At 65.9% G+C, this 21759-nt stretch carries 25 protein-coding genes; 20 read left to right on the top strand and 5 right to left on the bottom strand.

Going from position 1 to position 21759, the window contains the following annotated elements:
* Positions 1 to 41: 41 nt before the first annotated feature.
* The 5 genes from ACFOES_RS16225 to ACFOES_RS16205 form a co-directional block, all read right to left on the bottom strand.
* On the bottom strand, positions 42 to 1331 hold the full coding sequence (locus tag ACFOES_RS16225) for a radical SAM protein (RefSeq protein ID WP_377834414.1): 1290 nt from the start codon (positions 1329 to 1331) through the stop codon (positions 42 to 44).
* The gene (locus tag ACFOES_RS16220; protein ID WP_377834413.1) at positions 1328 to 2470 is read right to left on the bottom strand and encodes a geranylgeranyl reductase family protein; all 1143 of its coding nucleotides are present in this window, start codon (positions 2468 to 2470) and stop codon (positions 1328 to 1330) included. Before ACFOES_RS16220 ends, ACFOES_RS16225 begins: the two co-directional genes overlap by 4 nt.
* Complete coding sequence (locus ACFOES_RS16215; RefSeq protein ID WP_377834412.1) at positions 2467 to 3516, bottom strand: radical SAM protein; 1050 nt, start codon at positions 3514 to 3516, stop codon at positions 2467 to 2469. Before ACFOES_RS16215 ends, ACFOES_RS16220 begins: the two co-directional genes overlap by 4 nt.
* A 24-nt stretch (positions 3517 to 3540) precedes the next feature.
* Positions 3541 to 4662: an acetoin utilization protein AcuC gene (locus ACFOES_RS16210; protein WP_377834411.1), complete on the bottom strand. Its 1122-nt coding sequence runs from the start codon at positions 4660 to 4662 to the stop codon at positions 3541 to 3543.
* Between the two features lie 195 nt (positions 4663 to 4857).
* A complete protein-coding gene (locus ACFOES_RS16205; RefSeq protein WP_377834410.1) occupies positions 4858 to 5127 on the bottom strand; it encodes a HypC/HybG/HupF family hydrogenase formation chaperone in 270 nt (89 codons plus the stop codon).
* A gap of 161 nt (positions 5128 to 5288) precedes the next feature.
* On the opposite strand from ACFOES_RS16205, the gene ACFOES_RS16200 reads away from it, so the two are divergent.
* The 20 genes from ACFOES_RS16200 (at position 5289) to dsrE2 (ending at position 21746) form a co-directional block, all read left to right on the top strand.
* On the top strand, positions 5289 to 5780 hold the full coding sequence (locus ACFOES_RS16200; protein ID WP_377834409.1) for a hydrogenase maturation protease: 492 nt from the start codon (positions 5289 to 5291) through the stop codon (positions 5778 to 5780).
* A complete protein-coding gene (locus tag ACFOES_RS16195) occupies positions 5770 to 6198 on the top strand; it encodes a hydrogenase expression/formation C-terminal domain-containing protein (RefSeq protein ID WP_377834408.1) in 429 nt (142 codons plus the stop codon). The genes ACFOES_RS16200 and ACFOES_RS16195 overlap by 11 nt, the downstream gene beginning before the upstream one ends.
* On the top strand, positions 6191 to 7288 hold the full coding sequence (locus ACFOES_RS16190; RefSeq protein ID WP_377834407.1) for a hydrogenase small subunit: 1098 nt from the start codon (positions 6191 to 6193) through the stop codon (positions 7286 to 7288). Before ACFOES_RS16195 ends, ACFOES_RS16190 begins: the two co-directional genes overlap by 8 nt.
* Positions 7288 to 7947 carry a nitrate reductase gene (locus ACFOES_RS16185; RefSeq protein WP_377834406.1) on the top strand — a complete coding sequence of 220 codons (660 nt, stop codon included), beginning with the start codon at positions 7288 to 7290 and terminating at the stop codon, positions 7945 to 7947. The genes ACFOES_RS16190 and ACFOES_RS16185 overlap by 1 nt, the downstream gene beginning before the upstream one ends.
* A 30-nt stretch (positions 7948 to 7977) precedes the next feature.
* Positions 7978 to 9717 (top strand): nickel-dependent hydrogenase large subunit, encoded by a 1740-nt coding sequence (locus ACFOES_RS16180; protein ID WP_377834405.1) that lies wholly within the window; start codon positions 7978 to 7980, stop codon positions 9715 to 9717.
* A gap of 9 nt (positions 9718 to 9726) precedes the next feature.
* The gene (locus ACFOES_RS16175) at positions 9727 to 10983 is read left to right on the top strand and encodes a (Fe-S)-binding protein (protein WP_377834404.1); all 1257 of its coding nucleotides are present in this window, start codon (positions 9727 to 9729) and stop codon (positions 10981 to 10983) included.
* 6 nt (positions 10984 to 10989) lie between these two features.
* On the top strand, positions 10990 to 11370 hold the full coding sequence (locus ACFOES_RS16170; RefSeq protein WP_377834403.1) for a DsrE/DsrF/DrsH-like family protein: 381 nt from the start codon (positions 10990 to 10992) through the stop codon (positions 11368 to 11370).
* Positions 11371 to 11781: 411 nt separating this feature from the next.
* Complete coding sequence (locus ACFOES_RS16165; protein WP_377834402.1) at positions 11782 to 12003, top strand: hypothetical protein; 222 nt, start codon at positions 11782 to 11784, stop codon at positions 12001 to 12003.
* A 102-nt stretch (positions 12004 to 12105) separates the two neighbouring features.
* Positions 12106 to 13182, top strand: coding sequence for a lipoate--protein ligase (locus ACFOES_RS16160; RefSeq protein ID WP_377834401.1), 1077 nt, complete (start codon positions 12106 to 12108; stop codon positions 13180 to 13182).
* A gap of 26 nt (positions 13183 to 13208) precedes the next feature.
* Positions 13209 to 13898 (top strand): hypothetical protein, encoded by a 690-nt coding sequence (locus ACFOES_RS16155; RefSeq protein WP_377834400.1) that lies wholly within the window; start codon positions 13209 to 13211, stop codon positions 13896 to 13898.
* Positions 13899 to 14045: 147 nt separating this feature from the next.
* A complete protein-coding gene (locus tag ACFOES_RS16150) occupies positions 14046 to 14426 on the top strand; it encodes a DsrE/DsrF/DrsH-like family protein (protein ID WP_377834399.1) in 381 nt (126 codons plus the stop codon).
* A gap of 37 nt (positions 14427 to 14463) precedes the next feature.
* Entirely contained in the window at positions 14464 to 15222 is a 759-nt protein-coding gene (locus ACFOES_RS16145) for a 4Fe-4S dicluster domain-containing protein (protein WP_377834398.1), read from the top strand.
* Positions 15223 to 15287: 65 nt separating this feature from the next.
* Positions 15288 to 16658, top strand: coding sequence for a heterodisulfide reductase-related iron-sulfur binding cluster (locus ACFOES_RS16140; protein WP_377834397.1), 1371 nt, complete (start codon positions 15288 to 15290; stop codon positions 16656 to 16658).
* On the top strand, positions 16655 to 17707 hold the full coding sequence (locus ACFOES_RS16135; protein ID WP_377834396.1) for a CoB--CoM heterodisulfide reductase iron-sulfur subunit A family protein: 1053 nt from the start codon (positions 16655 to 16657) through the stop codon (positions 17705 to 17707). Before ACFOES_RS16140 ends, ACFOES_RS16135 begins: the two co-directional genes overlap by 4 nt.
* On the top strand, positions 17707 to 18582 hold the full coding sequence (locus ACFOES_RS16130; RefSeq protein ID WP_377834395.1) for a hypothetical protein: 876 nt from the start codon (positions 17707 to 17709) through the stop codon (positions 18580 to 18582). The genes ACFOES_RS16135 and ACFOES_RS16130 overlap by 1 nt, the downstream gene beginning before the upstream one ends.
* Positions 18582 to 19328 (top strand): 4Fe-4S dicluster domain-containing protein, encoded by a 747-nt coding sequence (locus tag ACFOES_RS16125; protein WP_377834394.1) that lies wholly within the window; start codon positions 18582 to 18584, stop codon positions 19326 to 19328. The genes ACFOES_RS16130 and ACFOES_RS16125 overlap by 1 nt, the downstream gene beginning before the upstream one ends.
* Positions 19328 to 20251: a CoB--CoM heterodisulfide reductase iron-sulfur subunit B family protein gene (locus tag ACFOES_RS16120; RefSeq protein ID WP_377834393.1), complete on the top strand. Its 924-nt coding sequence runs from the start codon at positions 19328 to 19330 to the stop codon at positions 20249 to 20251. The genes ACFOES_RS16125 and ACFOES_RS16120 overlap by 1 nt, the downstream gene beginning before the upstream one ends.
* Positions 20248 to 20721 carry a hypothetical protein gene (locus ACFOES_RS16115; protein ID WP_377834392.1) on the top strand — a complete coding sequence of 158 codons (474 nt, stop codon included), beginning with the start codon at positions 20248 to 20250 and terminating at the stop codon, positions 20719 to 20721. The genes ACFOES_RS16120 and ACFOES_RS16115 overlap by 4 nt, the downstream gene beginning before the upstream one ends.
* A 12-nt stretch (positions 20722 to 20733) precedes the next feature.
* Positions 20734 to 21171: a glycine cleavage system protein H gene (locus ACFOES_RS16110; RefSeq protein WP_377834391.1), complete on the top strand. Its 438-nt coding sequence runs from the start codon at positions 20734 to 20736 to the stop codon at positions 21169 to 21171.
* Between the two features lie 80 nt (positions 21172 to 21251).
* On the top strand, positions 21252 to 21746 hold the full coding sequence (gene dsrE2, locus ACFOES_RS16105) for a sulfur carrier protein DsrE2 (RefSeq protein WP_377834390.1): 495 nt from the start codon (positions 21252 to 21254) through the stop codon (positions 21744 to 21746).
* Positions 21747 to 21759: the final 13 nt, after the last annotated feature.

Here is a 21759-nt window from a genome sequence, read left to right as displayed (position 1 = left end):
CCGGGGGGAGCCGAAGGCGGGGGGCAGCGCCCCCCTCTTCGTTACAGATCGAATTCCTCGCCGTCCTCGTAGCTCTCGCCCTCGCGCAGCATGTTCAGCTGGCTGCGCACCTTGCGGATGTCGACATCCTGCAGCGGGAACGGGTAGGAGGCGATGTTCGAGGGCGGGCTGTCGCCATAGGGCCGGTCGCAGGCCGAGATGTCGTCGGCGAACTTGCCCGGGCAGCCCGAGGTCCGGAAGGCGATGCCGGCGTCGATGATCGGCGCCAGTTCGGATTCCGGCAGGCCGAAATCGGAGATCCGCCCCTCCTCGTCGAATTTCATCTGGCTGATGTTGACGCCGCAATAATCGACGAGGTAGCGGGCCAGCTGGACCCGGCGCCACTGGTCGCGCGGGGTCGCCGGCAGGTGGTCCATCAGGCTGCCCTTCTCGGGGAAGAAGCAGAACATGTGGCTATGGCCGCCGAGATCGACGAGGTCCTGCACCACCTTCATCACCTCGTATTCGGTCTCGCCCATGCCGACGATGATATGGGCGCCGAATTTCTGCGGCCCGAAGATGTCGCGGGCCTCGAGCATGATTTCCCAGTATTTCTTCCAGGTATGCGGCGACTGCACCCCCTTGCCCCGGGTCCGGTCGAACAGCTCGGGCGTGGCGGCGTCGAGGGCCACGGTGAAGATGTCCGAGCCCAGGTCGCGCAAGGTCTGGACGTCGTCGCGGGTCATCGTCGTCGGGTTCGACAGGATCGAGATCGGGATCGCGTCCGGGTCGATCTTGTTCACCCATTTCTTCAGCACCGTGACCGTGTCCTCGTCCGAGTTCGGATGGGTGATCATGCTGATGCACATGCGGTGGAACGGCGAGCCCTCGACATCCGCAGCCACCCGGTCGACGATCTCGTCCATCGACACCGCCGGCCAGTCGACGCGGATGAAGTTGCGGTCGGCATAGTTGCGCTCGGCCTCGCGGTGACGGGCCAGGCCGCAATAGGCGCAGTTGGCGCGACAGCCTTCCGGGTAGGTCAGCAGCAGGTTGAGGCAACGGGTGCAGGAGCAGCGGTGCATCTGGCCTTCGACCAGGCCCAGCGTGATCGCCGCGGCGGTCGACATCTGGACATACTCGGGCGAGCGCATATGCGGCGTCATCACCCGGTAATCCGGGCGATAAAGCCCCTGCGGCGCGATATTGGCATCCTTGACCGGCTTGCCGTTCCTGAACGGCGCCTCGATCTTGCCCGGGGCGCGCGGCTCCATCCGGTCATAGGCGTTGTAGTCGAGGCCTCCGGCGCCCGCAGCGCCCGGCATCGCGTTTTCCGGCTTCAGGCAGGTCATGCTGTTTCTCTCGCCTCCACTGTCGTTCCATGCGAGGCGGGCCAGGCCGCCCCGTCCTCAGTCCTGTTCCAATATTGCGGATAGGCGATCCAGCCGCCGCGCAGGGCGTCGGGGCCCGGCTCCGCCTCCCGGTATACGTCCAACACCTGCCGGCGCCGCCGCACCGCCAGCGCCAGCGAGGTGCCGAACGTATCCTCGATCTCTTCCGCGTAATCCTCGCCGGCTTCCGGGTCGCCGCCCAGCAGCGCCGCCGCGGCCTCGCCCGCCAGCTTGCCCGAAATCACCGCCGAATTGATCCCCGCCCCGGTCACCGGGTTGGTCAGCCCGGCTGCATCGCCGGCCAGGAAAACCGGCACATCGCCGATCTTCTCGGCCAGCCCTGTGATGCCGCCGACCGGGATCAGCCCGCCGGTGGTGCGGTGGATCGCGGGGCCGACGCGCCCCTCGGCGACGAGCTGGGCCTGCAGCCCGTCGAGCAGCGGCTTGAGCCGCGCCTTGTGCTCGGGGATCACGCCGAGGCCGAGATTGGCCAGTTCCCCCTTCGGGAACAGCCAGGCGTAACCGCCGACGATCTCGGGGCGCAGGAAAATATCTGTGCCGTCATGCGGCTGCAGCAGGTCGACCGTAACTTGCCGGGTCTCGACCAAGTCGACATTCGGGCAGCCGGCGGCACGGCCGACCGGCGAGCGCGGCCCGTCGGCGCCGATGATCACCTTGGCGGCGATGGTCCGGGCCTCGGCCCCGGCCCCGACCGTCACCACGCCCTCGGCCGAGATCGCCCGCACCGGCGTGCCGAAGCAGCATTGCACCCCGGCCGCCATCGCCTTTTCGATCAGCGCCCGATCGAAGCGGGCGCGGTCGATCATGTAGCCGCGGAAGTCGGGGGTGACGTCGGCCGGCTCGGCGCCGACGAAGGTCTCCATCGCCGCGATGTCCTGGATCCGCGCCGCGGTCACGTCGGGCACGTCGGTGCCGATCATCATCGGCACGAATTCGGCGCATTGCACCGGCAGGCCGGGATGGGCGTTGCGCTCGACCGCCAGCACCTTCCACCCTGCCCTGGCCGCAGCCGCCGCGGCCGCCGCCCCGGCGGGCCCCAGCCCCGAGACGAGCACGTCGACCCGTTCGGGCGCGCTCATGCCGCGCAGGACGGGACCTTGAGCCCCGCCCCCTTGCCGATATCGGCGCCGATCTTGATCGAGCAGCAGGCGTGCTCCTGATGCCAGGGCCGGCCGATCGCGTCCGACACCGCCACCGCGCCCTCGGCCGGGAAGGCGATGCCGTCGAGGCCCGCCATCACCGCATAGGCGTCGGTGATCCGCTTGTGCATCCCCGCCGGCCGGGCGCAGCCCAGCAGCACCTGCTTGTCGGCCAGCCGGGTCCGGGCCTCGAGGAAGATGCGGCCGACATCGCCGGTGCTCGGCGTCTTGAAGGTGCCGGGCTTGGCGTAGAACGGCATGATGACGACCAGCACCAGCGCGTTGACCGGGTAGCGCGCCACCATGTCCAGCGCCCGCGCCTCGCCCTTGATCTCGCCGTAATGCAGGCCGACGACGATATGGGGCGAGACCTCCATCCTGGTCGCGGTCAGCGCCGCCAGCGTCGCCTCGAAATCCTCGACCGGGCGGTCGAGGTGATAGACCTGCTTGATCGTCTCGTCCGAGCCGATCACGTCCATCATCGCGGTGTCGACGCCGGCCGATTCCATCCGCTTGGCCCCGGCCTCGTCGGTCAGCGCGGTGTGGATCGCGACCTTGAGATGGGGGAAATCGCGCTTCAACCCCTCGATCACCGGGTAGAACCGCTCGTAGCGGATCTCGTTGCGCCGGTTCGAGCCGCCGGACAGCAGGAAGCCCTGCAGGTCCTGCAGCATGATCAGGTCGCGCACCTTCTGGTCGAGCATCTCGGGCTTGGTCGCCGGGATCATCGGCTCGAGGATTTTCGCCTGGCAGTGATCGCAGTCGAGAGCACAGCCGCCGGCGGTGATCGAGAAGGCGGGGAAGGAGTTCTTGCCGCAGCCCTTGACCTCGGTCGAGTCGTATTCCTTGAAGGTCGGGGTCGAGAAGCGCAGCTCGCGGCCCATGATCTGGGCCTGGGCGCGCTCCATCTCGGCGACGAGCCCGGCGTCGAAATCCGCGTCCTCAAGCTCTTCGATCGCCTCGATCCGGCTCAGCCAATCCGACATCTCAATCCTCCCTCCAGGCGCGCGTCACGCGACCAGTTCATTTCCGCCCGGCGCCAGAACCGCCTCCGCAATCTCGTGGAAGCGTTCCCGTATCATGCCATCGTTGCGCGGATCGGCAAGCGTGGCGGTCCATTCCGGGCGCATTTCGTCCTCGTCATCCACCAGGTCGCAGTCGAGCGCCTCCAGCAGTGCCCGGCTTTCCGGCGGCAATTCCCCGGGCATGTCGTAGCCCGCGATCCGACCCCAGAGCCCGGTCCAGCAGCGCGCCACGGTCCACGGGTTGTAGCCGCCGCCGCCCAGCACCACGGTGGCCGGCGCCAGCTCGGTCAGCGCCATCACCGCGTCCCACAGGCAGCTGTTCGACAGCGCCAGCGAGGACAGCGGATCGCCGTCGAGCGGATCGGCGCCGCAAGTGACGACGACGGCCTGCGGCGCGAAGCGGCGGGCCAGCGGCAGCACCGCCGAGGCCATCAGGAAATCCATCTCGGAATCGTTCATCTCGCGCGGGACCGGCAGATTGCGGGCATTGCCCGTGCTGCGGTCGTCGAGCGTGCCGGTCCAGGGCCAGCGGTTCTCCTCGTGCACCGAGATCGTCATCACCCGGTCTTCGCCCTTGAAGGCGAATTCGACCCCGTCGCCGTGATGGGCGTCGAGATCGACATAGAGGACGCGCTCCATCCCCTCTTCGAGCAGGGTCAGGATGGCAAAGACCGGATCGTTGAAGAAGCAGAAGCCCGAGGCATGGTCGCGCATGCCGTGATGGGTGCCGCCCGAGGGATGGTAGGCGATGCCGCCCCGGGCCGCCAGCCGGGCGGCCTGGATCGAGCCGCCGACCGACATGCTGGCGCGCTCGTACAACCCCTGGAAGACGGGGTTCTCCAGCGTGCCGATCTTGTATTTCTCGCGCATCTCCTCGGTGACGCGGCGGTTCTGCTCGGCCTCGCGGATGGCGGCGACATAGTCGGGGCTGTGGAATTTCAGCAGGTCGTCGAGCGTGGCGCGGTAACTGTCGACATAGCCGCCGGGAAGCCAGCCCAGCTGTTCGGAAAGCGTCAGCACGGAGCCGATGCGCTGGATCGCCAGCGGATGATTGCGACTGTAGCCGGTGGCCCGGTAGATCTCGGAACTGATGAAACTCACTGGCATCCGGGCCCTTTCGTCCTGGTCACGCCGCGCCTCCTCCCCGTGTCGGCCAATGCCCTCCTCCGGCACCGGTCACCCGATGACACGCAAGGAAATAAGCCGATCCGTCGCGGGTCAATCGCAAATATTCCAATTTTTTGATGCGATGGCAAACTTTTCCGTGTGCCGCCGCGCAGAATGGCCCCCGGAAGGGGTGGCTCACCGCCTAGCCGGCCCGGCCGCCGCGGCCGCCGCCGAGCGTTCCGCTTCGGCCGCCAGCATCTCGTCGTAGAGCGCCCAGGCGGCCTCGGCCTCCGCGGCGCTCATCTTGCCCACCGCCTCGCCGAACTGGACCATGACGTGGTCGCCCGGCGCGATCTCCTCGTGCTGCATCAGGAACAGGCTGACCTGCCGCTCCTGGCCCCGCGCCTCGCAGCGCGCGGTGAGGCCGTCGCTCTCGATCACCCGCATCGGCACGGCAAGACACATGGGCGCCACTCACGCAAAGGTTGAAAATTGCCAGACAATCGTCATGCTAATCGTTGACACAGGTCAATGACAACGGCCCTCGCGGACCGGCAGCGTGAGGCTGCCTGCGCATGCGGCGGCAACAAACGGCCGGAGAGGCTCCGGCAGACAGGGGGGATGGCGTGGACGGTTCTGCCCCGGAGGTCAGGCTCACGGTCGTGCTCGGCATCGGCAACCTGCTGCTGAGCGATGACGGCATCGGCATCCATGTCACCGAGGCGCTGTCGCGCGACGCGCCCGAGCTTCCGCTCAACATCCGCGACGGCGGCACCATCGGCCTGTCGCTGCTGGCCGAGATCGACCCCGAGGCGGAGCTGATCGCCGTCGACGCGATGGAGCTGCATGCCGCCCCCGGCACCCTGCGGGTGTTCAAGGGGGCGGATATGGACCGCCAGCTGACCGGCACCAAGCGCAGCGCCCACGAGGTGGCGCTGGCCGACCTGATGCAGGCCGCCGACCTGGCCGGCTGCGGCCCGCGCCGCCGCGCCCTGGTCGCGATCCAGCCCGAAACCACCACCTGGGGTCTGACCCCCACCCCGGCCGTCGCCGCCGCGATCCCGCAGGCGGTTCAGGCGGTCCGGGACCTGCTCGAGGAGTGGCGCAATGAGCGCTGAGACACCGCACCGCCCGCCCCTGCGCACCGGCATGGCGCGCAGCTTGCTGCGCGAGATCGCCGAGCGGCTGGAGGCGCTGGCCAGAACCGGAGAGGCCTCGGCCATCGACCTGCGCAGCCTGCCGATGACGGCGGGCGACCGCAAGGAACTGAAAGAGGCCCTGGGCAGCGGCGACGTCGCCGCGACGCTGGATGTCGCCGGCCGCAGCGAGGTCTGGGAGACGCGCTTCGCCGGGGTCTGGTGGCTGCGCCATTTCGGCGACGGCGACCACATCGCCTCGGAAGTGATCGAGATCGCGCGGGTGCCCGATATCCTGTCGGCCCATCCCGATGACATGCGGGCATCGCTGAAACGCCTCAACGAGGACCTGGCAGCGGCCGAAGAGCCGCCGGCGACAGAGGAGACGGGGAATGGCTGAACAGGAACGGATCGGCGATCTGCTGGCGGCGCGGGGCATCTCGCGCCGCGCGCTTCTGAAATACGCGGGCTACCTGGCCAGCGCGCTGGCGCTGCCGCCGATGGCCTCGCGCGCGATGGCAGAGGCGCTGGCCAACAGCCCGCGCCAGTCGGTGATCTGGCTGTCCTTCCAGGAATGCACCGGCTGCACCGAATCGCTGACCCGCTCCTTCAGCCCGACGATCGAGGACATGATCTTCGACCTGATCTCGCTCGACTATCACGAGACCTTGATGGCGGCCTCCGGCACACCGGCGGAAGAGGCGATGGCGGCGGCGATGGAGGCCAACAAGGGCAAGTATGTCGTCGTCGTCGACGGCTCGGTCTCGACGCTGGACGGCGGCGTCTACTCGACCAATGCCGGCAAGACCAACCTGCAGACGCTCAAGGACGTCACCGCCAACGCCGCCGCCGTGATCTCGGTCGGCTCCTGCGCGGCCTTCGGCGGCATCCCCGGCGCCAATCCGAACCCGACCGGCGCGGTGCCGGTGGCCGACATCGTCACCGACAAGCCGGTGGTCAACGTCTCGGGCTGCCCGCCGATCCCCGAAGCGATCGCCGGCACGGTGGCCTATTTCGTCACCTTCGGCAAACTGCCCGAGCTCGACCACCTGAACCGGCCCAAGGCCTTCTTCGGCGACTCGATCCACGACCGCTGCTACCGGCGGCCGTTCTACGACAAGGGCCTGTTCGCCAAGAGCTTCGACGACGAGGGCGCGCGCAACGGCTGGTGCCTTTACGAGGTCGGCTGCAAGGGCCCGGTGACCTACAACGCCTGCGCGACGCTGAAATGGAACGGCGGCGTGTCCTTCCCGATCCAGTCGGGCCATGGCTGCCTGGGCTGCTCGGAGCCGAATTTCTGGGATCGCGGCAGCTTCTACAAGCCGCTCTCGGCCTCGGTGATGGGCAACCGCGCCATCCTCGGCGGCGCCGCCGTCGCCGGGGTCGCCGCCGGCGGCGCCAGCGCCTGGCTCGCCCGGCGCAAGCGGGTCGCCGCACTCGAGGCCGCCGAAGCGGCAGCGAAACAGGCCAGCGAGAAGGAGACCCAGTGATGAGCCTGCTCGATTTCGCCCGCGGCCCGGCGCTGGATTTCGCCATGGCGGTGTTCCTGCTCGGCGTGTTCTGGCGCCTGTTCGCGATCGTGCTGCTGCCCTGGGCCAAGGACCGCACGGTCAAGCGCGCCGGCGCGCCCTCGGCCGCCGCCGGCGCCCTGGGCACGCTGATCCGCCACCTCTGGGTGCCCAAGGATTTCGGCCTGACCTCGCGCTTCACCCTGATCAACGGCTATGTCTTCCATATCGGCCTGGCGGTGATCGTCTTCGGCTTCACCCAGCATATCCTGTTCATCGACGGCGTCTTCGGCCTGTCCTGGCCCGGCCTGCCGACCGGCGTCATCACCGTCGCCGGCGTCGTCACACTGGCCTCGCTGATCGCGGCGCTGGTGCGGCGGATGACCAGCCCGGTGCTGCGCCTGATCTCGACCTTCAACGACTGGTTCACCTGGGCGATCACCTTCCTGCCGGTGCTGACCGGCCTGTTGGCCGTCGCCCATCTCGGCGCCCGCTACGAGACGCTGCTGGCGATCCACATGCTGTCGGTGGCGGCGCTGTTGATCTGGTTCCCCTTCGGCAAGCTGATGCATGCCTTCCTGGTCTTCCTGACCCGGGGCGAGAGCGGCGCCTTCTACAGCCGCCGCGGAGTGAAGATTTAACGGCGCGCGACGCCAGGGAGAGTTGTTACCATGACGGAACGTGTCGTCGTCGATCCGATCACCCGCATCGAGGGCCACCTGCGCATCGAGGCCGAGACATCGGCCAGCGGAGACATCACCGGCGCCTATAGCTCGGGCACCATGGTGCGCGGCATCGAGCTGATCCTGCAGGGCCGCGACCCGCGCGACGCCTGGGCCTTCGCCCAGCGCATCTGCGGCGTCTGCACCCTGGTCCACGGCATCGCCTCGGTGCGCGCGGTCGAGAACGCGCTGAACTACCCGATCCCGCCCAACGCCCAGCTGATCCGCAACCTGATGATCGCGGCGCAATACGTCCACGATCACGTGATGCACTTCTATCACCTGCACGCGCTGGACTGGGTCGACGTCGTCTCGGCGCTGTCGGCCGATCCCAGGGCGACCTCGGAACTGGCGCAGTCGATCTCGTCCTGGCCGAAATCGAGCCCGGGCTATTTCGCCGATGTCCAGAAGAAGGTGAAGACCTTCGTCGAGCAGGGTCAGCTGGGCATCTTCGCCAACGGCTACTGGGGCAGCCCGCTTTACAAGCTGCCGGCCGAGGCCAACCTGATGGCCGTCGCCCATTACCTCGAGGCGCTGGCCTGGCAGCGCGAGGTGGTGCAGATCCACACCATCTTCGGCGGCAAGAACCCGCATCCCAATTTCCTCGTCGGCGGCGCGCCGTCGCCGATCAGCGTCGATTCCAGCGAAGGCGTCTCGGGCACGGCGCTGAACATGGCCGGGCTGAGCCAGATCAAGGCGGTGATCGACAAGATGCAGGCCTTCGTCGATCAGGTCTACCTGCCCGACACCCTGGCCATCGCCGGCTTCTACAAGGACTGGTTCGCCCGCGGCGAGGGCGTCGGCAACTTCATGACCTATGGCGACTTCCCCGAGAAGGGGATGGACGACCCGGCAAGCTGGCTGATCCCCTCGGGCGCGATCCTCAACCGCGATCTGAGCACGATCCACCCGATCGACATGAACAACGCCGACGAGATCCAGGAATTCGTCGCCCATTCCTATTACGACTACTCGGCCGGCAAGGAGGCCGGGCTGCATCCCTATGACGGCCAGACCAACCTGAAATACTCCGGCCCCAAGCCGCCCTATGACCAGCTCGATGTCGAGCAGAGCTATTCCTGGCTGAAAAGCCCGCGCTGGAAGGGCAACGTGATGGAGGTCGGGCCGCTGGCCCGGGTGCTGATGCTCTACGCCAAGGGGCACGCGCCGACCAGGGAACTGGCGACCAAGGCGCTGAGCCAGCTCGACCTGCCGCTCGAGGCGATGTTCTCGACCATGGGCCGCACCGCCGCCCGGACGCTGGAGAGCAAGATCATCGTCGATCAGATGGCGACCTGGTACGACAACCTGATCGCCAATATCCGCGCCGGCGACCTGTCGGTGCATAACGAGGCGAAATGGGACCCCTCGACCTGGCCGAAGGAGGCCAAGGGGGTCGGCTTCATGGAAGCGCCGCGCGGCGCGCTGGCGCATTGGATCGTTATCAAGGACGGCAAGATCGACAACTACCAGGCGGTCGTGCCCTCGACCTGGAACGCCGGCCCGCGCGATGCCGGCGGCAAGCCCGGGCCCTACGAGGCGGCGCTGATGGACCGGCACACGCTGGCCGACCCCAAGCAGCCGCTCGAGATCCAGCGCACGATCCACAGCTTCGATCCCTGTATCGCCTGCGCCGTCCATGTCGTCGATCCCGACGGCGAAGAGATGACCAAAATCCAGGTACGCTAGGAGGATGTCATGACCGCGCAATCCAAGATCGACGTCGAGGCCGCCACCCGCACCTTCCTCGCCCAGACCGAGGAGCACGTGGTCAGCTATGCCGAGGCCTGCCTGCATTGCGGCCAATGCGCCGATGCCTGCCTGTTCTACCGCAGCTCGGGCGATCCGCGGCACACGCCGGCCTACAAGCTCCACCCCATCGCCAAGGCCTACAAGGCCCAGCGATTCCCGCTGAAATGGCTCGGCCTGGCGCCGAAGATCACCGAGACCGACCTGCGCGAGTGGGAGGAACTGATCTTCGACACCTGCACCATGTGCGGCCGCTGCACCGAGGTCTGCCCGATGGGGATCGACATCGCCTCGATCGTGGCCCAGGCGCGCAAGGCCTGGGTCGCGGCCGGGCTGGGCCCGGCCGACCTGATGGACGCCGCCAACAACACCCGCGACCTCGGCAGCCCGCTGGGGCTGACCGGCGCGGTGCTGAAGGAGCGGCTCGAATGGCTGGAAGACGACGACGAGGTCGAGTTCCACATCGACAAGCCCAAGGCCGATGTCATGCTGACGGTCTCGTCGATCGAGGGGATGAAATACCCCCATTCGCTGTCGGCCATGGCCAAGATCATGAACCACGCCGGCATCGACTGGACCATCAGCACCCGCGGCTACGAGGCCACGAATTTCGGCTACCTTTCCGGCAAGGGCGACATCGCCAAGCTTTCGCTTGCCCGCATCGTCGAGGCGGCCGAGGCCATCGGCGCCAAGACGGTGGTGATCCCCGAATGCGGCCATGCCTACGGCGTGCTGCGCTGGAGCGGGGCGAACCTGCTCGGCCGGCCCCTGCCCTTCGAGGTGCTGCACATCACCGAATACATGGCCAAGCTGAAGCGCGCGGGGAAGATCAAGCTCAAGCCCTACGACACCCCGATGACCTATCACGATCCCTGCCAGGTCTCGCGCCGCGGCGGCGCGGCGGCCGACGCGCGCTACCTGCTGGAAGGCTTCGCCACCAACTTCAAGGAAATGGTGCCGACGGCCGAGCTGAACTGGTGTTGCGGCGGCGGCGGCGGGGTGCAGGCGATCGGCCGGGCGGCGGACTTGCGCCACAAGGCATTCAAGATCAAGATCGACCAGGTCGAGGCCACCGGCACCGACACGCTGGTTTCGGCCTGCGCCAATTGCCGGCTGACCATGGACGAGAGCAAGGAATACTGGAAATGGGGCGGCGGGCTGGAAAGCATCGTCGAACTCATCGCCGATCATCTGGATGAGGACTGAGACAACATGGCAGACAAGCTGCTGATCATCATGGTCAATACCGACAGCCGCAATGGCGAGGAACTGGGCGCGCCCTTCTTCCAGGCGACTGTCGCCGCGGCGATGGATTACGAGGTTGAGGTGGTCTGCACCGCGACCTCGGGCAAGCTGATGAAAAAGGGCGTGGCCGAGAAGCTGGTGGTCAAGGAAGGCTCGCCCAAGACGGTCTACGATTTCATCAAGGACGCCCACGAGGCCGGCGCCAAGTTCTATTGCTGCTCGCCCAATCTCGACCTGTTCGACATGACCGAGGACGACCTGATCCCCGAATGCGAGGGCATCGTCGGCGGCGCCGCGGTGATCGAGAAGGTGATGGAAGACGACGACTACAAGGTGCTGACCTACTGAGGCCGTGCTAACGGTGGCCGTTGGCGCATGCCAGGCGAGGCCTACCGGGATGTAGAAGATAGGCGGCGATGGCCATCGCCACCTGCTTCATTTTGGGAGTTTCCGATTGACGGCCGGACTGCCTGCTCTGCGCCGTTCCCGACCTTACCCCCCACATGACATGAGCGGGGCGAGCGCCTGCCCGTGGGATGGCGCTCGCCCTGCGCGTTTCACGCGCGCACCGGGCGGAATGGCACGCATCATGAAGATCAATTTCATCCCCTGCGGCAAACCGGGGTTCCCGCCCCGGCCGGGCGTTTTTCGTTTGCCGGCGGATTGTTGCCCGTTTCGCATCACCGCCGGCCCGCCGCGGTGACAGGCTCGGCGCCCTGTGCTTTGCTGTGTTAACCAGTTAAACCGGACCGCCACGGCATGGAGAAACACAGCCCGGGCAAGAAGAAGCCCCAGCATGTCAAGCAGCGTTGCCACCGCTGCCGCGGCTCGGGCCGCGTGCCGTGCCAGTTCTGCGGTGGCTCGGGCCAGGTCCGCACCGGCAGCGATATCTTCGGCAATCCCCAGTTCGGCCGCTGCAGCGCCTGTTTCGGCCTCAAGACAACGCGCTGCTCACATTGCGGCGGCGAAGGCTTCACCTGACCGCGGCGCCCCGCAAATCCATGCGATTTTCCGAATGTGTGTTTGACTTTGCCGCCGCCGCGCGAAATCCTGTTTCATGGCCATGACCGGGAGGAGACGGAAATGCGCTTGCGGGTTCTCGATTTCGGGCTGGTTCCGGCCCTGACCAGCCAGGCGGTCTATCACGGCCTGGCCGAGACGATCACCGCCGACAGCGACCCGATCCTGTCGCTGGTCTCGCCCCAAGACCCTTACGTCTGCGTCGGCATGCACCAGGAGATCGCGCGCGAGGTCGATACCGAGTATTGCCATGCCAAGGGCCTGCCGATCATCCGCCGCCATGTCGGCGGCGGGGCGGTCTATCTCGACCGCGGCCAGCTGTTCACCCATTTCATCTATCCGCGCCGCAAGGCGCCGGAATTCGCCCAGAACCTTTATCCGCGCTTCATCGAGCCGGTGGTGCGGACCTACCAGGAGCTGGGCGTCAACGCCGTCTACCGCCCGATCAACGACATCCAGGTCGACGGCCGCAAGATCGGCGGCACCGGCGCGGCCAGCATCGGCGAGGCGACGGTGATGGTCGGCAGCTTCATGCTCGATTTCGACACCGAGGAGATGGCCCGCTGCCTGCGGGTGCCGTCCGAGAAATTCCGCGACAAGCTGCGCCAGACGCTGAACGACTACATGACGACGATGACCAGGGAACTGCCCGCCCTGCCCGAGCGGTCGGAGCTGATCGCGACCTTCCTGCGCCATTGCGCCGAGGTGCTGGACGTCACCCCGGAATTCGACAGCCCGACCGCGGCCGAGCAGGCCGCCATCGCCGCCGCCGAGACGCGGCTGGCCGATCCCGACTGGACCGGGGTCCAGGGTCGCAAGCTGGTCGAACTGGGGGTGAAGATCTCGGCCGCCACCCACCTGACCGAAAGCGCCCACAAGGCGCCGGGCGGGTTGATCCGGGTCCACCTGCTGGGCCGCGAAGGGGCCATCGCCGACCTGATGATCTCGGGCGATTTCACCTGCCTGCCGCCGGACGGCATCGACCGGCTGGCCGCCCAGCTGCGCGGCACCGCCCTGAACCGGGACGCGCTCGAGGCCGCCGCCGCGACCGCGATCGACCGTCTGGGCATCGAGCTGCCGGGCGTCGAGCCGGCCGACCTGGCCACCGCCATCCTCGCCGCCACCGAGACCTCCGACTGACCGCCAGCCCCCCGCAAGGAGCCGACATGAAGACCATCTGCGTGATCCAGCATACCGAGGCCGAATATCTCGGACTGATGGAGGACCATTTCGAAGGCCGCAACATCCGTTTCCAATACAAGCGGCCCTTCACCTCGGGCGGCACCCTGCCGACCTCGACCGACGGCTTCGACGGGCTGATGCTGCTGGGCGGCGGGCCCTACGGCCTGGTCTCGGGCCATATCCTGCCCTCGATCAGCCACGAGCTGCGCCTGACCAAGGCCTTCCTCGAGGCCGGTCTGCCGGTTGTGGGTCTTGAATTGGGGGCGGTGATTCTCTCGGTCGCGGCCGGCGGCGGGGCCCGGGAGGCGCCGCTGCGCTTCGAGCTCCAGCAGGCCACGGCGACCGCGCCGGACCATCTCAACGGCATGCTGCCCGAGCAGTTTCCGATGGCGCTCTACCTGCGCGACACGCCGTTGCTGCCCGACGGCGCCGAGGTGCTGGCCAGCGGCCCGACCGGCGATCCGCTGGTTTTCGGCATCGGCGATAACTCTTTGGGATTCCTTGGACATCCCGGCATGAAACGCGGCATGGTTGAAGACCTGATCATGGAATTTGCCGATACGCCCGAGGACACGGTGACCCCGCTTCAGGCGCTTGCAGCCCATCAGGGCGAGATCGCCGAAGCCCTGACACGGATCATGGTCGGGCTCAGCAGCCGCACCGGCTGGCTGTGAGCGGATCACGACCACCTGACCGAGGGTCCCGCAAAGATTGTATTGCTTATTCGAATTTGTGCATCTAACGTTTTCGGACTAGGATGCAGGAGGCGACGAAGAGCCGGAAAGGCCACGCCTGCTGCCAGTGATCCTTGGGAGGAAAATTTGGCTAGCAAACTGATCATCGTCATGGTGAACACCGATCCCCGTAACGGCGAGGAGCTGGGGGCACCGTTCTTTCAGGCCACCGTGGCCGCGGCGATGGATTACGACGTCGACGTGGTGTGCACCGCGACCGCCGGACAGCTCATGAAAAAGGGCGTGGCCGAGAAACTGGTCGTCAAGGAAGGCTCGCCCAAGACGGTCTACGATTTCATCAAGGACGCCCATGAAGCGGGCGCCAAGTTCTACTGCTGTTCGCCCAACCTCGATCTGTTCGACATGACCGAGGACGACCTGATCCCCGAATGCGAGGGCATCGTCGGCGGCGCGAAAGTGATCGAAGACATCATGGATGATGATGACGCGAAGGTTCTGACCTACTGACATATAAAGGCAGAACCGCAAACCGTGGGAGGCGCGTTTGACGGCACACGCTAAGATACCTGATCCGCAGATCAGCGACCCGGTTTCGGAAGCACCGGTCGTTCCTTACGAGAAGCTGGAGGAGATCTTCGACGATATCCGCAACCACGCGGTATACGATCACGAGATCCACGGCTGCCTCAACTGCGGCATCTGCACCGCGACCTGTCCGTCGGCGCATTACTACGACTATTCCCCGCGCGAGATCGTCCAGCTGCTGTGGACCGAGAACCTCGAGGGCATCTACGACGCGATGCAGGAAAAGATCTGGGCCTGCGCCCAGTGCTACACCTGCGCCGCCCGCTGCCCGTTCGAGAACTCGCCCGGCGGGTTGGTGATGATCCTGCGCGAAGTGGCGATCAAGCACGGCATGGAAAGCGCCAAGGAGGTGCTGCGGCCGTTCAGCCGCGTGCTGCTCAAGGTGGTCTCGACCGGCAACCAGCTGGCGCCGAACATGATCACCAAGGAGGCGTTCCCCGACTGGGGCCCGAACGTCGCCAAGGTCGACGCGCCGCTGATGATCCTGCGCAAGGCGATCCCGATGCCGACCATGCACACGCTGGACACGGCCTGGGAGGTCAACCTCAAGACCTCGGTCGAGCTCTACACCATCTGGGAGGCCACGGGCGTCCTGGATCAACTTGAAATCGTTGACGAAAATCTCTTCGACGTGGTCTCGGACGTGATGGATGAGAAGCGCGAGGAATGGGAAGAGTGGCTCGAAGAGCAGGAAGAAGACGAGGACGACGACGATTGATTTCATGATGCCGACGCACGGGGCGGGCGGGCCCCGCGGCCGGCAGCCATTATAGGAGACGTGCGATGGCAAACGAACAGGACGGCAAGAGCGGCGCCTTCAGCGGTTTCGGCGCTGATTGGAAGCCCAGCAACCTGACGGCCGACGAGGCCCGGCGCGCCACCGACTGGGTCGAGGCCAGGATCGACAAGCGCGCCATGCTGACCAGCAAGGAGCGCAAGGAAGACGTCCGCGACGCGATGTGGCAGCTCGAGAAAGAGGGCCAGATCAAGGTTCACCGGATCGGCGACCACAACGATCCGATCATGGCCAAGACGCTCTATGGCTGGGACAAGAAGATCCCGACCAACAACCTGTGGCACCACAAGTCCTGCGGCCAGTGCGGCAACATCCCGGGCTATCCCAGCTCGGTGCTCTGGCTGATGAACAAGATGGAGCTGAACTACCTCGACGAGACCGACCAGACCTCGTGCACGGCGTGGAACTACCACGGCTCGGGCATCGGCAACGTCGTTTCGCTCGCCGCGGTGTTCCTGCGCAACTATCACCAGGCCTATGTCTCGGCCAAGGCGCAGGGCCTGCCGGAAGGCACCTATTACCCGCTGATCCATTGCGGCACTTCCTTCGGCAACTACAAGGAAATGCGGCATTTCCTGATCCATTCGGCCGAACTGCGCGAGGAAGTGACCAAGATCCTCGGCAAGCTGGGCCGCCTGGTCGACGGCAAGCTGCTGATCCCGGAAGAACTGGTTCACTATTCCGAATGGCTGCACGTGATGCGCCATCGGCTGAAGAACTACCAGGAGATCGACGTCTCCAACCTCCGGACCACGGTTCACCCGGCCTGCCACGTCTACAAGATGGTGCCGGAGGACGTGATCTATGACGAGACCGTCATGGAAGGGAACCGCGTCGCGGTGACCACCGGACTGCTGCAGACGCTCGGCACCCAGGTGATCGACTATTCGACCTGGTACGACTGCTGCGGCTTCGGCTTCCGCCACATCATCGGCGAGCGCGAGTTCACCCGCTCCTTCGCCATCGACCGCAAGATCAAGGTCGCGGTGGAAGAGGCCAAGTCGGACGTGATGATCGGCCACGACACCGGCTGCATCACCACGCTCGACAAGAACCAGTGGATCGGCCGCGCCGTCGACAAGGTCTACGAGCTGCCGGTGATGGCCGATTGCCAGTTCGCCGCCCTGGCGCTGGGGGCCCACCCCTACAAGCTGGCGCAGTTGCACTGGCACGCCTCGCCCTTCGAGAACCTGCTCGAGAAGATGGGCATCGACTGGGAGAAGAAGAAGGCCGAGTTCGAGGCCTATCTGGAAGAGGTCAAGCAGGGCAAGATCGAAACCCTCTACGACCCCAAGCGGGCCATCACTTCCGGGCCCGGCTACGTGAAACCCAAGGCACTTGCAGGAGCGGATAAGTGAGCCAGCCTGTTCTGATCGTCGGCGGGGGGCCCGCGGGCCTCTCGGCCGCCCACGCCGTGGCCTCCTCGGGCCGCAAAGCCATCCTCGTCGAGAAGGAGGACATCCTTGGCGGCGCCCCGATCCTGTCGGGCTACGCCAAGCTGGTGCCGTCCCACGAATGGGCCAAGGACGCCATCGGCGGCATGGTCACCCGGGTCGAGCAGAACCCGAATGTCGAGATTCACAAGGGCGCCATCGTCCAGAGCTTCGACGGTGAGCCCGGCGCGTTCGTCGCCACGCTGAAGGACGGCACCAAGATCGAGGCGGGGTCGACGATCCTGACCACGGGCTTCACCCATTTCGACAGCGTCAACAAGCCGGAATGGGGCTTCGGCACCTATCCGGACGTCGTCACGACCACCCAGGTCGAGCAGATGATCTCGTCCGGCAAGGGCGTGCGCTGCCCCTCCGACGGGCGCAAGCCCGACCGCGTCGCCATCCTGCTCTGCGTCGGCTCGCGCGACCGGCAGATCGGCCGCGAATGGTGCTCGAAGATCTGCTGCACCGTCTCGGCCAACCTGGCGATGGAGATCCGCGAGGAACTGCCGGACACCAACGTCTACATCTACTACATGGATATCCGGACCTTCGGCCTCTACGAGGGCGAGTACTACTGGGGCAGCCAGGAAGAGTACAAGGTCAAGTACATCAAGGCCCGCATCGCCGAGGTCACCTCGGACGGCAAGCGGCTGCTGGTCAAGGGCGAGGACACGCTGGTCAAGCGGCCGATCTCGATCCCGTTCGACATGGTGGTGCACGCCGTCGGCATGGACCCGAATGTCGACAACATGACCCTGTCGTCGGTCTTCGGCGTCAAGCTGAACAAGTATGGCTATATCGACCGCGCCAACACCTACATGACCCTGGCCGAGACCTCGCGCCCCGGCGTCTTCGTGGCCGGTTCGGCCACCGGGCCCGAGACGATCGACGACTCGATCGCCCAGGGCCACGCGGCGGCGATGGCGGCGATGAACTTCTCCGCCAACGCGGTGGAGACGGCAGCGGAATAATGTTCGGCCTCAAGCGCAAACCCGATGTCGCCCCGGCTCCCACGGGGCCGGTGCTGGACCTCTCGGGTCCGACACTGCGCAAGGCATTCGAACATCTCGTCACCTCGGCCGAACCGACCGGCGGTGTCGAGCGCTACGTCACCGCGCTGTCGCTGAAGTCCTCGCTGTTCGAGGAGATGCTGGGCAAGGGCAAGGTGCATGAGCTCAGCGAGACCGAGTTCCTCGATCTCGCCGCCTTCATCACCCCCGTTCGGCGCCGGGTCGGCGCCTGGCTGGCGGAAAACGGCTTCGAGCTGCTGCGCGTGCGGCTCGAGGAGCTTCTGGCGGGCTGGACCGACACCACCAGCGCCGACGAGCGGCTGGCCCGCTTCACCTCGAAATTCCCCGACGACAAGGCCCATCGCTGGGTCCGCGATCTGGGCGCCGAGGTGCTGCATTTCATCGACCCCGAGCGTTACCCGCTGATGACCCGCTGGGTCTGGGACGCCAAGGTCGGCTCGGGCGTGCTGCGGGAAATTTGGTTCGCCGACGATGTCTCGACCCTGAAACTCGACATCCCGGACGACTACGCCACCTTCCGGGTGCTCAACGACGAGCTGAGCCAGTTTCTCGGCGAGCAGGGCGTGTTCCGCGACCTGCCCTTCTATGTCGATCTGCTGATGGCGCATGTCTACGCCGATTACATCAACGACCGGGGCGGCAGCCTGATGCGGGCCGAATTCGCCACCTCGTCCGACCCGATGCTGCATACCCGGCGCATGCTGGGCCTCGACGCCGTCGATACCGAGACCGGGCGCACCCGGCTCAAGCTGATCGACGGCAGCGCCCATGTGCTCGGCACCCCGAAAGGGATCACCCACCAGGAGAGCTCTTAATGCCCATCCACGAGAAATCGCTGATCCGGCCCGAGAAGCTGGTTGAACACGAAGAACTGGTGCTTGAGGGGATGGATGTCTCGGGCCACTGGTCGACCTTCATCGAAGGCCGTTCGGTCACCGATTACAACGAGAACCTGCAGGAAGAGATCGCGGCCCTGCCGGGCGGCGAGAACATCCACCGCTGCTGGCAATGCGGCTCCTGCACCAACGCCTGCACCGTCAACGCGGTCAATCCCGAGTTCAACCCGCGCTACTGGATCTACCTGATCCGGATGGGCATGGAAGACGAGCTGCTGCGCGACAAGGACATCATCTGGCAATGCGTGTCGTGCAACAAATGCACCTATGCCTGCCCGCGCGACGTGGTGCCGGAAGGGGTGATGAAGGCCACCGCCCATTGGCTCGAGCTGAAGGGCCATACCGAGAAGAGCCCGTCGACGATCTTCGACGAGGGCTTCTCGGACCAGGTCATCAACACCGGCAAGATCGAGGACGGGCTGGTGCTGCGCGACTTCTTCAAGAAGACCAACCAGCCGATCAACCAGCCCTGGCTGGTGGCGCTGGTGATGGGCCTCGTGAAGCGCATGCCGGTCGGCTACCTGATGAAGCTGGGCCTGGCGACGGTGTTCCGCCCCAAGACCAGCGGCTGGGGCCGGGCGCGCGACGCGATCAACGAATATGTCGAGGAATGTGAGACCGCCAACCGCAAGGCGCTGGGTCTCGATGTGAAGGGAGCGAAGTGATGGCCGGTGATTACAAGAAAGTCGCTTACTACCCCGGCTGCGCCCTGGAAGGTTCGGGCCACGCCTACAACCGCTCGACCAAGGCGGTCGGCAAGGCGCTGGGGCTCGAGCTGGTCGAGCTGAAGAACTGGAACTGCTGCGGCGCGATGGAAGTCAAGAACATCGACCCGAAGATCCAGACCTACCTGTCGGCGCGCAACCTCTCGATCACCGAGGACATGGGCTTCGACACGGTGATGGCGCCCTGCAACGGCTGCTACCACAACCTCAAGAAGGCCGAATACGACCTCGAGCATGACGCCAAGTCGAAAGAGGTCAACGGCCGGCTGAGCCAGAAGGCGGGCCACAAGACCTACGAGTCGGGCAAGGTCGAGACCATCCACGCGCTCGACTGGATCAAGAAATCGATCGGCGAGGACGGCATTCGCGAAAGGGTGAAGAACTCGCTCAAGGGCCTCAAGGTCGCCAACTACTACGGCTGCATGTATACCCGCCCGCGCCATATCTTCCCCGAGAAGGACCAGGGCGGCGACAGCGAGAGCACCTCGAAACCGCATTACATGGACGACATCCTCGCCGCCGCCGGCGCCGAGAACGTCGATTTCCCGCTGAAAACCGCCTGCTGCGGCGGCGCCCATACCCTGTCGGACAGCGACACCTCGACCAAGCTGGTGCTGAACATCCTCACCGCGGCCGAGGCCTGCGGCGCCGATGTCGTCGCCACCGAATGCCCGACCTGCCATACCGGGCTGGAAATGCACCAGGTGCGTGCGGAAAAGGTTCTTGGCAGAAAGACCAACGTCAAGATACTCTATTTCACGCAGCTTCTCGGCATGGCCCTCGGGCTGTCGGCCAAGAAGGTCGGCGTGCAGGAGAACTTCTCGGACGCACGCCCGCTGCTCAAGGAAAAGGGTTTGGGATGACGGCGGAGACGCGCCTGTCCATCGAGGAGATCGAGGCCCGGGTCGACGCGCTGATCGCGACGCCGAACGAGGCTCTTGTCCGCGATGCCACGGAAATCGCCGCCGAACTCCTGACGATGGGCGAGGCGGTGCTCGAAGCCTGGCACGAGGCCAAGGGCAACACCCCGACTTCGGACAAGCATGAAGGGTTCCGGCTGCTCGCCCTGCACCGCCAGGGCGCGCGCGGCAATCCCAGCTTCAATGCCTGCCGCGAGACCTGCCGCGAGATCGTCTATCACCACAACCTGATCCTGCATGACCCGGCCGCCGCCGATGTCGCCCACACCATCCGGGTGGGTGCCATGGTGGTGCGCCATCTCGCCCTTTTCGTCGGCGGCAAGCTGCAGGCCGACGGGCTGGGCGAATTCTGCTGCTCGTCCCGGCCGATCCGCCAGGGCGAGACCCCCGATATCGACACTGAAACCGTATGATGGAGACCCAGGATGCCTGTGGTGCGTGGCTGCGACCTTCCCGATGACCTGCTTTACGACGTCGACAACAACCTGTGGTACCGCGACGAGGGCGACGGCACCTACACCGTCGGCATGACCATGATCGCCACCGGCATGGCCGGTCAGCTGGTCGCCTTCACCGCCAAGAAGGCGGGCAAGACGATCAAGGCCGGCAAGTCCTGCGCGACCGTCGAATCCGGCAAGTGGGTCGGCCCCGCCAAGGTCGCCTTCGAGGCCGAGATCGTGGCGGTGAACGACAATCTGACCGCGACCCCCGGCCTGGCCAATTCCGACACCTATGGCGACGGCTGGATGGTGAAGGTCAAGCCCGTCGACCCGGCCGCGATCAACGATCTGACCAAGGGCGCCGACGTGGCCGGCCCCTACGAGGCCAAGATGGAGGCCGACTCCTTCGCCGGCTGCGCCTGAGGCTGAACGCCCAAGGCATAACGGCGGCGGACCCGGCCGTGTGACATGATATCAGCCGGCACGGCCGGCAGGAGGACAAGATGAGCGACGAAACCAACGCCAAGTCGATGACCATCATCGTGACCAAGGGCACGCTCGACTGGGCCTACCCGCCCTTCATTCTGGCCACCACCGCGGCCGCGATGGGGATCGAGACGACGATGTTCTTCACCTTCTACGGGCTGAGCCTGCTGAAGAAGGACCTCAACCTCAAGGTCAACCCGCTGGGCAACGCGGCGATGGAGATGCCGATGGGCGGCGGCCACATGGCGATGCCGAACATCCTGGCCGCCCTGCCCGGCGCCACCGCGCTGACCACCAACATGATGAAGAACATGATCAAGAAGAAAGGCGTCGCCTCGATCGAGGAACTGCGCGAGCTGGCGGTCGAAGCGGACGTCAACATGATCGCCTGCCAGATGACGATGGACCTCTTCGAATACAAGAAAGAGGACATGATCGAAGGCCCGACCCTGGGTGGCGCCGCCAGCTGGGTCGACGTCGCCGCCAAGAGCGACATCAACCTGTATATCTGACGAAGAGAAGGAC

The sequence above is a fragment of the Acidimangrovimonas pyrenivorans genome (assembly GCF_042643245.1).
Taxonomy (GTDB): Bacteria; Pseudomonadota; Alphaproteobacteria; order Rhodobacterales; family Rhodobacteraceae; genus Acidimangrovimonas; species Acidimangrovimonas pyrenivorans.
The sequence above is the reverse complement of the archived record's forward strand: the minus strand, read 5'-3'. Positions and strand labels throughout refer to the sequence as shown.

Coding starts and splice junctions, on each gene's coding strand:
- ACFOES_RS16225 (WP_377834414.1), bottom strand. CDS start 1,331: ATGACCTGCCTGAAGCCGGAAAACGCGATGCCGGGCGCTGCGGGCGCC.
- ACFOES_RS16220 (WP_377834413.1), bottom strand. CDS start 2,470: ATGAGCGCGCCCGAACGGGTCGACGTGCTCGTCTCGGGGCTGGGGCCC.
- ACFOES_RS16215 (WP_377834412.1), bottom strand. CDS start 3,516: ATGTCGGATTGGCTGAGCCGGATCGAGGCGATCGAAGAGCTTGAGGAC.
- ACFOES_RS16210 (WP_377834411.1), bottom strand. CDS start 4,662: ATGCCAGTGAGTTTCATCAGTTCCGAGATCTACCGGGCCACCGGCTAC.
- ACFOES_RS16205 (WP_377834410.1), bottom strand. CDS start 5,127: ATGTGTCTTGCCGTGCCGATGCGGGTGATCGAGAGCGACGGCCTCACC.
- ACFOES_RS16195 (WP_377834408.1), top strand. CDS start 5,770: ATGAGCGCTGAGACACCGCACCGCCCGCCCCTGCGCACCGGCATGGCG.
- ACFOES_RS16190 (WP_377834407.1), top strand. CDS start 6,191: ATGGCTGAACAGGAACGGATCGGCGATCTGCTGGCGGCGCGGGGCATC.
- ACFOES_RS16185 (WP_377834406.1), top strand. CDS start 7,288: ATGAGCCTGCTCGATTTCGCCCGCGGCCCGGCGCTGGATTTCGCCATG.
- ACFOES_RS16180 (WP_377834405.1), top strand. CDS start 7,978: ATGACGGAACGTGTCGTCGTCGATCCGATCACCCGCATCGAGGGCCAC.
- ACFOES_RS16175 (WP_377834404.1), top strand. CDS start 9,727: ATGACCGCGCAATCCAAGATCGACGTCGAGGCCGCCACCCGCACCTTC.
- ACFOES_RS16170 (WP_377834403.1), top strand. CDS start 10,990: ATGGCAGACAAGCTGCTGATCATCATGGTCAATACCGACAGCCGCAAT.
- ACFOES_RS16165 (WP_377834402.1), top strand. CDS start 11,782: ATGGAGAAACACAGCCCGGGCAAGAAGAAGCCCCAGCATGTCAAGCAG.
- ACFOES_RS16160 (WP_377834401.1), top strand. CDS start 12,106: ATGCGCTTGCGGGTTCTCGATTTCGGGCTGGTTCCGGCCCTGACCAGC.
- ACFOES_RS16155 (WP_377834400.1), top strand. CDS start 13,209: ATGAAGACCATCTGCGTGATCCAGCATACCGAGGCCGAATATCTCGGA.
- ACFOES_RS16140 (WP_377834397.1), top strand. CDS start 15,288: ATGGCAAACGAACAGGACGGCAAGAGCGGCGCCTTCAGCGGTTTCGGC.
- ACFOES_RS16130 (WP_377834395.1), top strand. CDS start 17,707: ATGTTCGGCCTCAAGCGCAAACCCGATGTCGCCCCGGCTCCCACGGGG.
- ACFOES_RS16125 (WP_377834394.1), top strand. CDS start 18,582: ATGCCCATCCACGAGAAATCGCTGATCCGGCCCGAGAAGCTGGTTGAA.
- ACFOES_RS16120 (WP_377834393.1), top strand. CDS start 19,328: ATGGCCGGTGATTACAAGAAAGTCGCTTACTACCCCGGCTGCGCCCTG.
- ACFOES_RS16115 (WP_377834392.1), top strand. CDS start 20,248: ATGACGGCGGAGACGCGCCTGTCCATCGAGGAGATCGAGGCCCGGGTC.
- ACFOES_RS16110 (WP_377834391.1), top strand. CDS start 20,734: ATGCCTGTGGTGCGTGGCTGCGACCTTCCCGATGACCTGCTTTACGAC.
- dsrE2 (WP_377834390.1), top strand. CDS start 21,252: ATGAGCGACGAAACCAACGCCAAGTCGATGACCATCATCGTGACCAAG.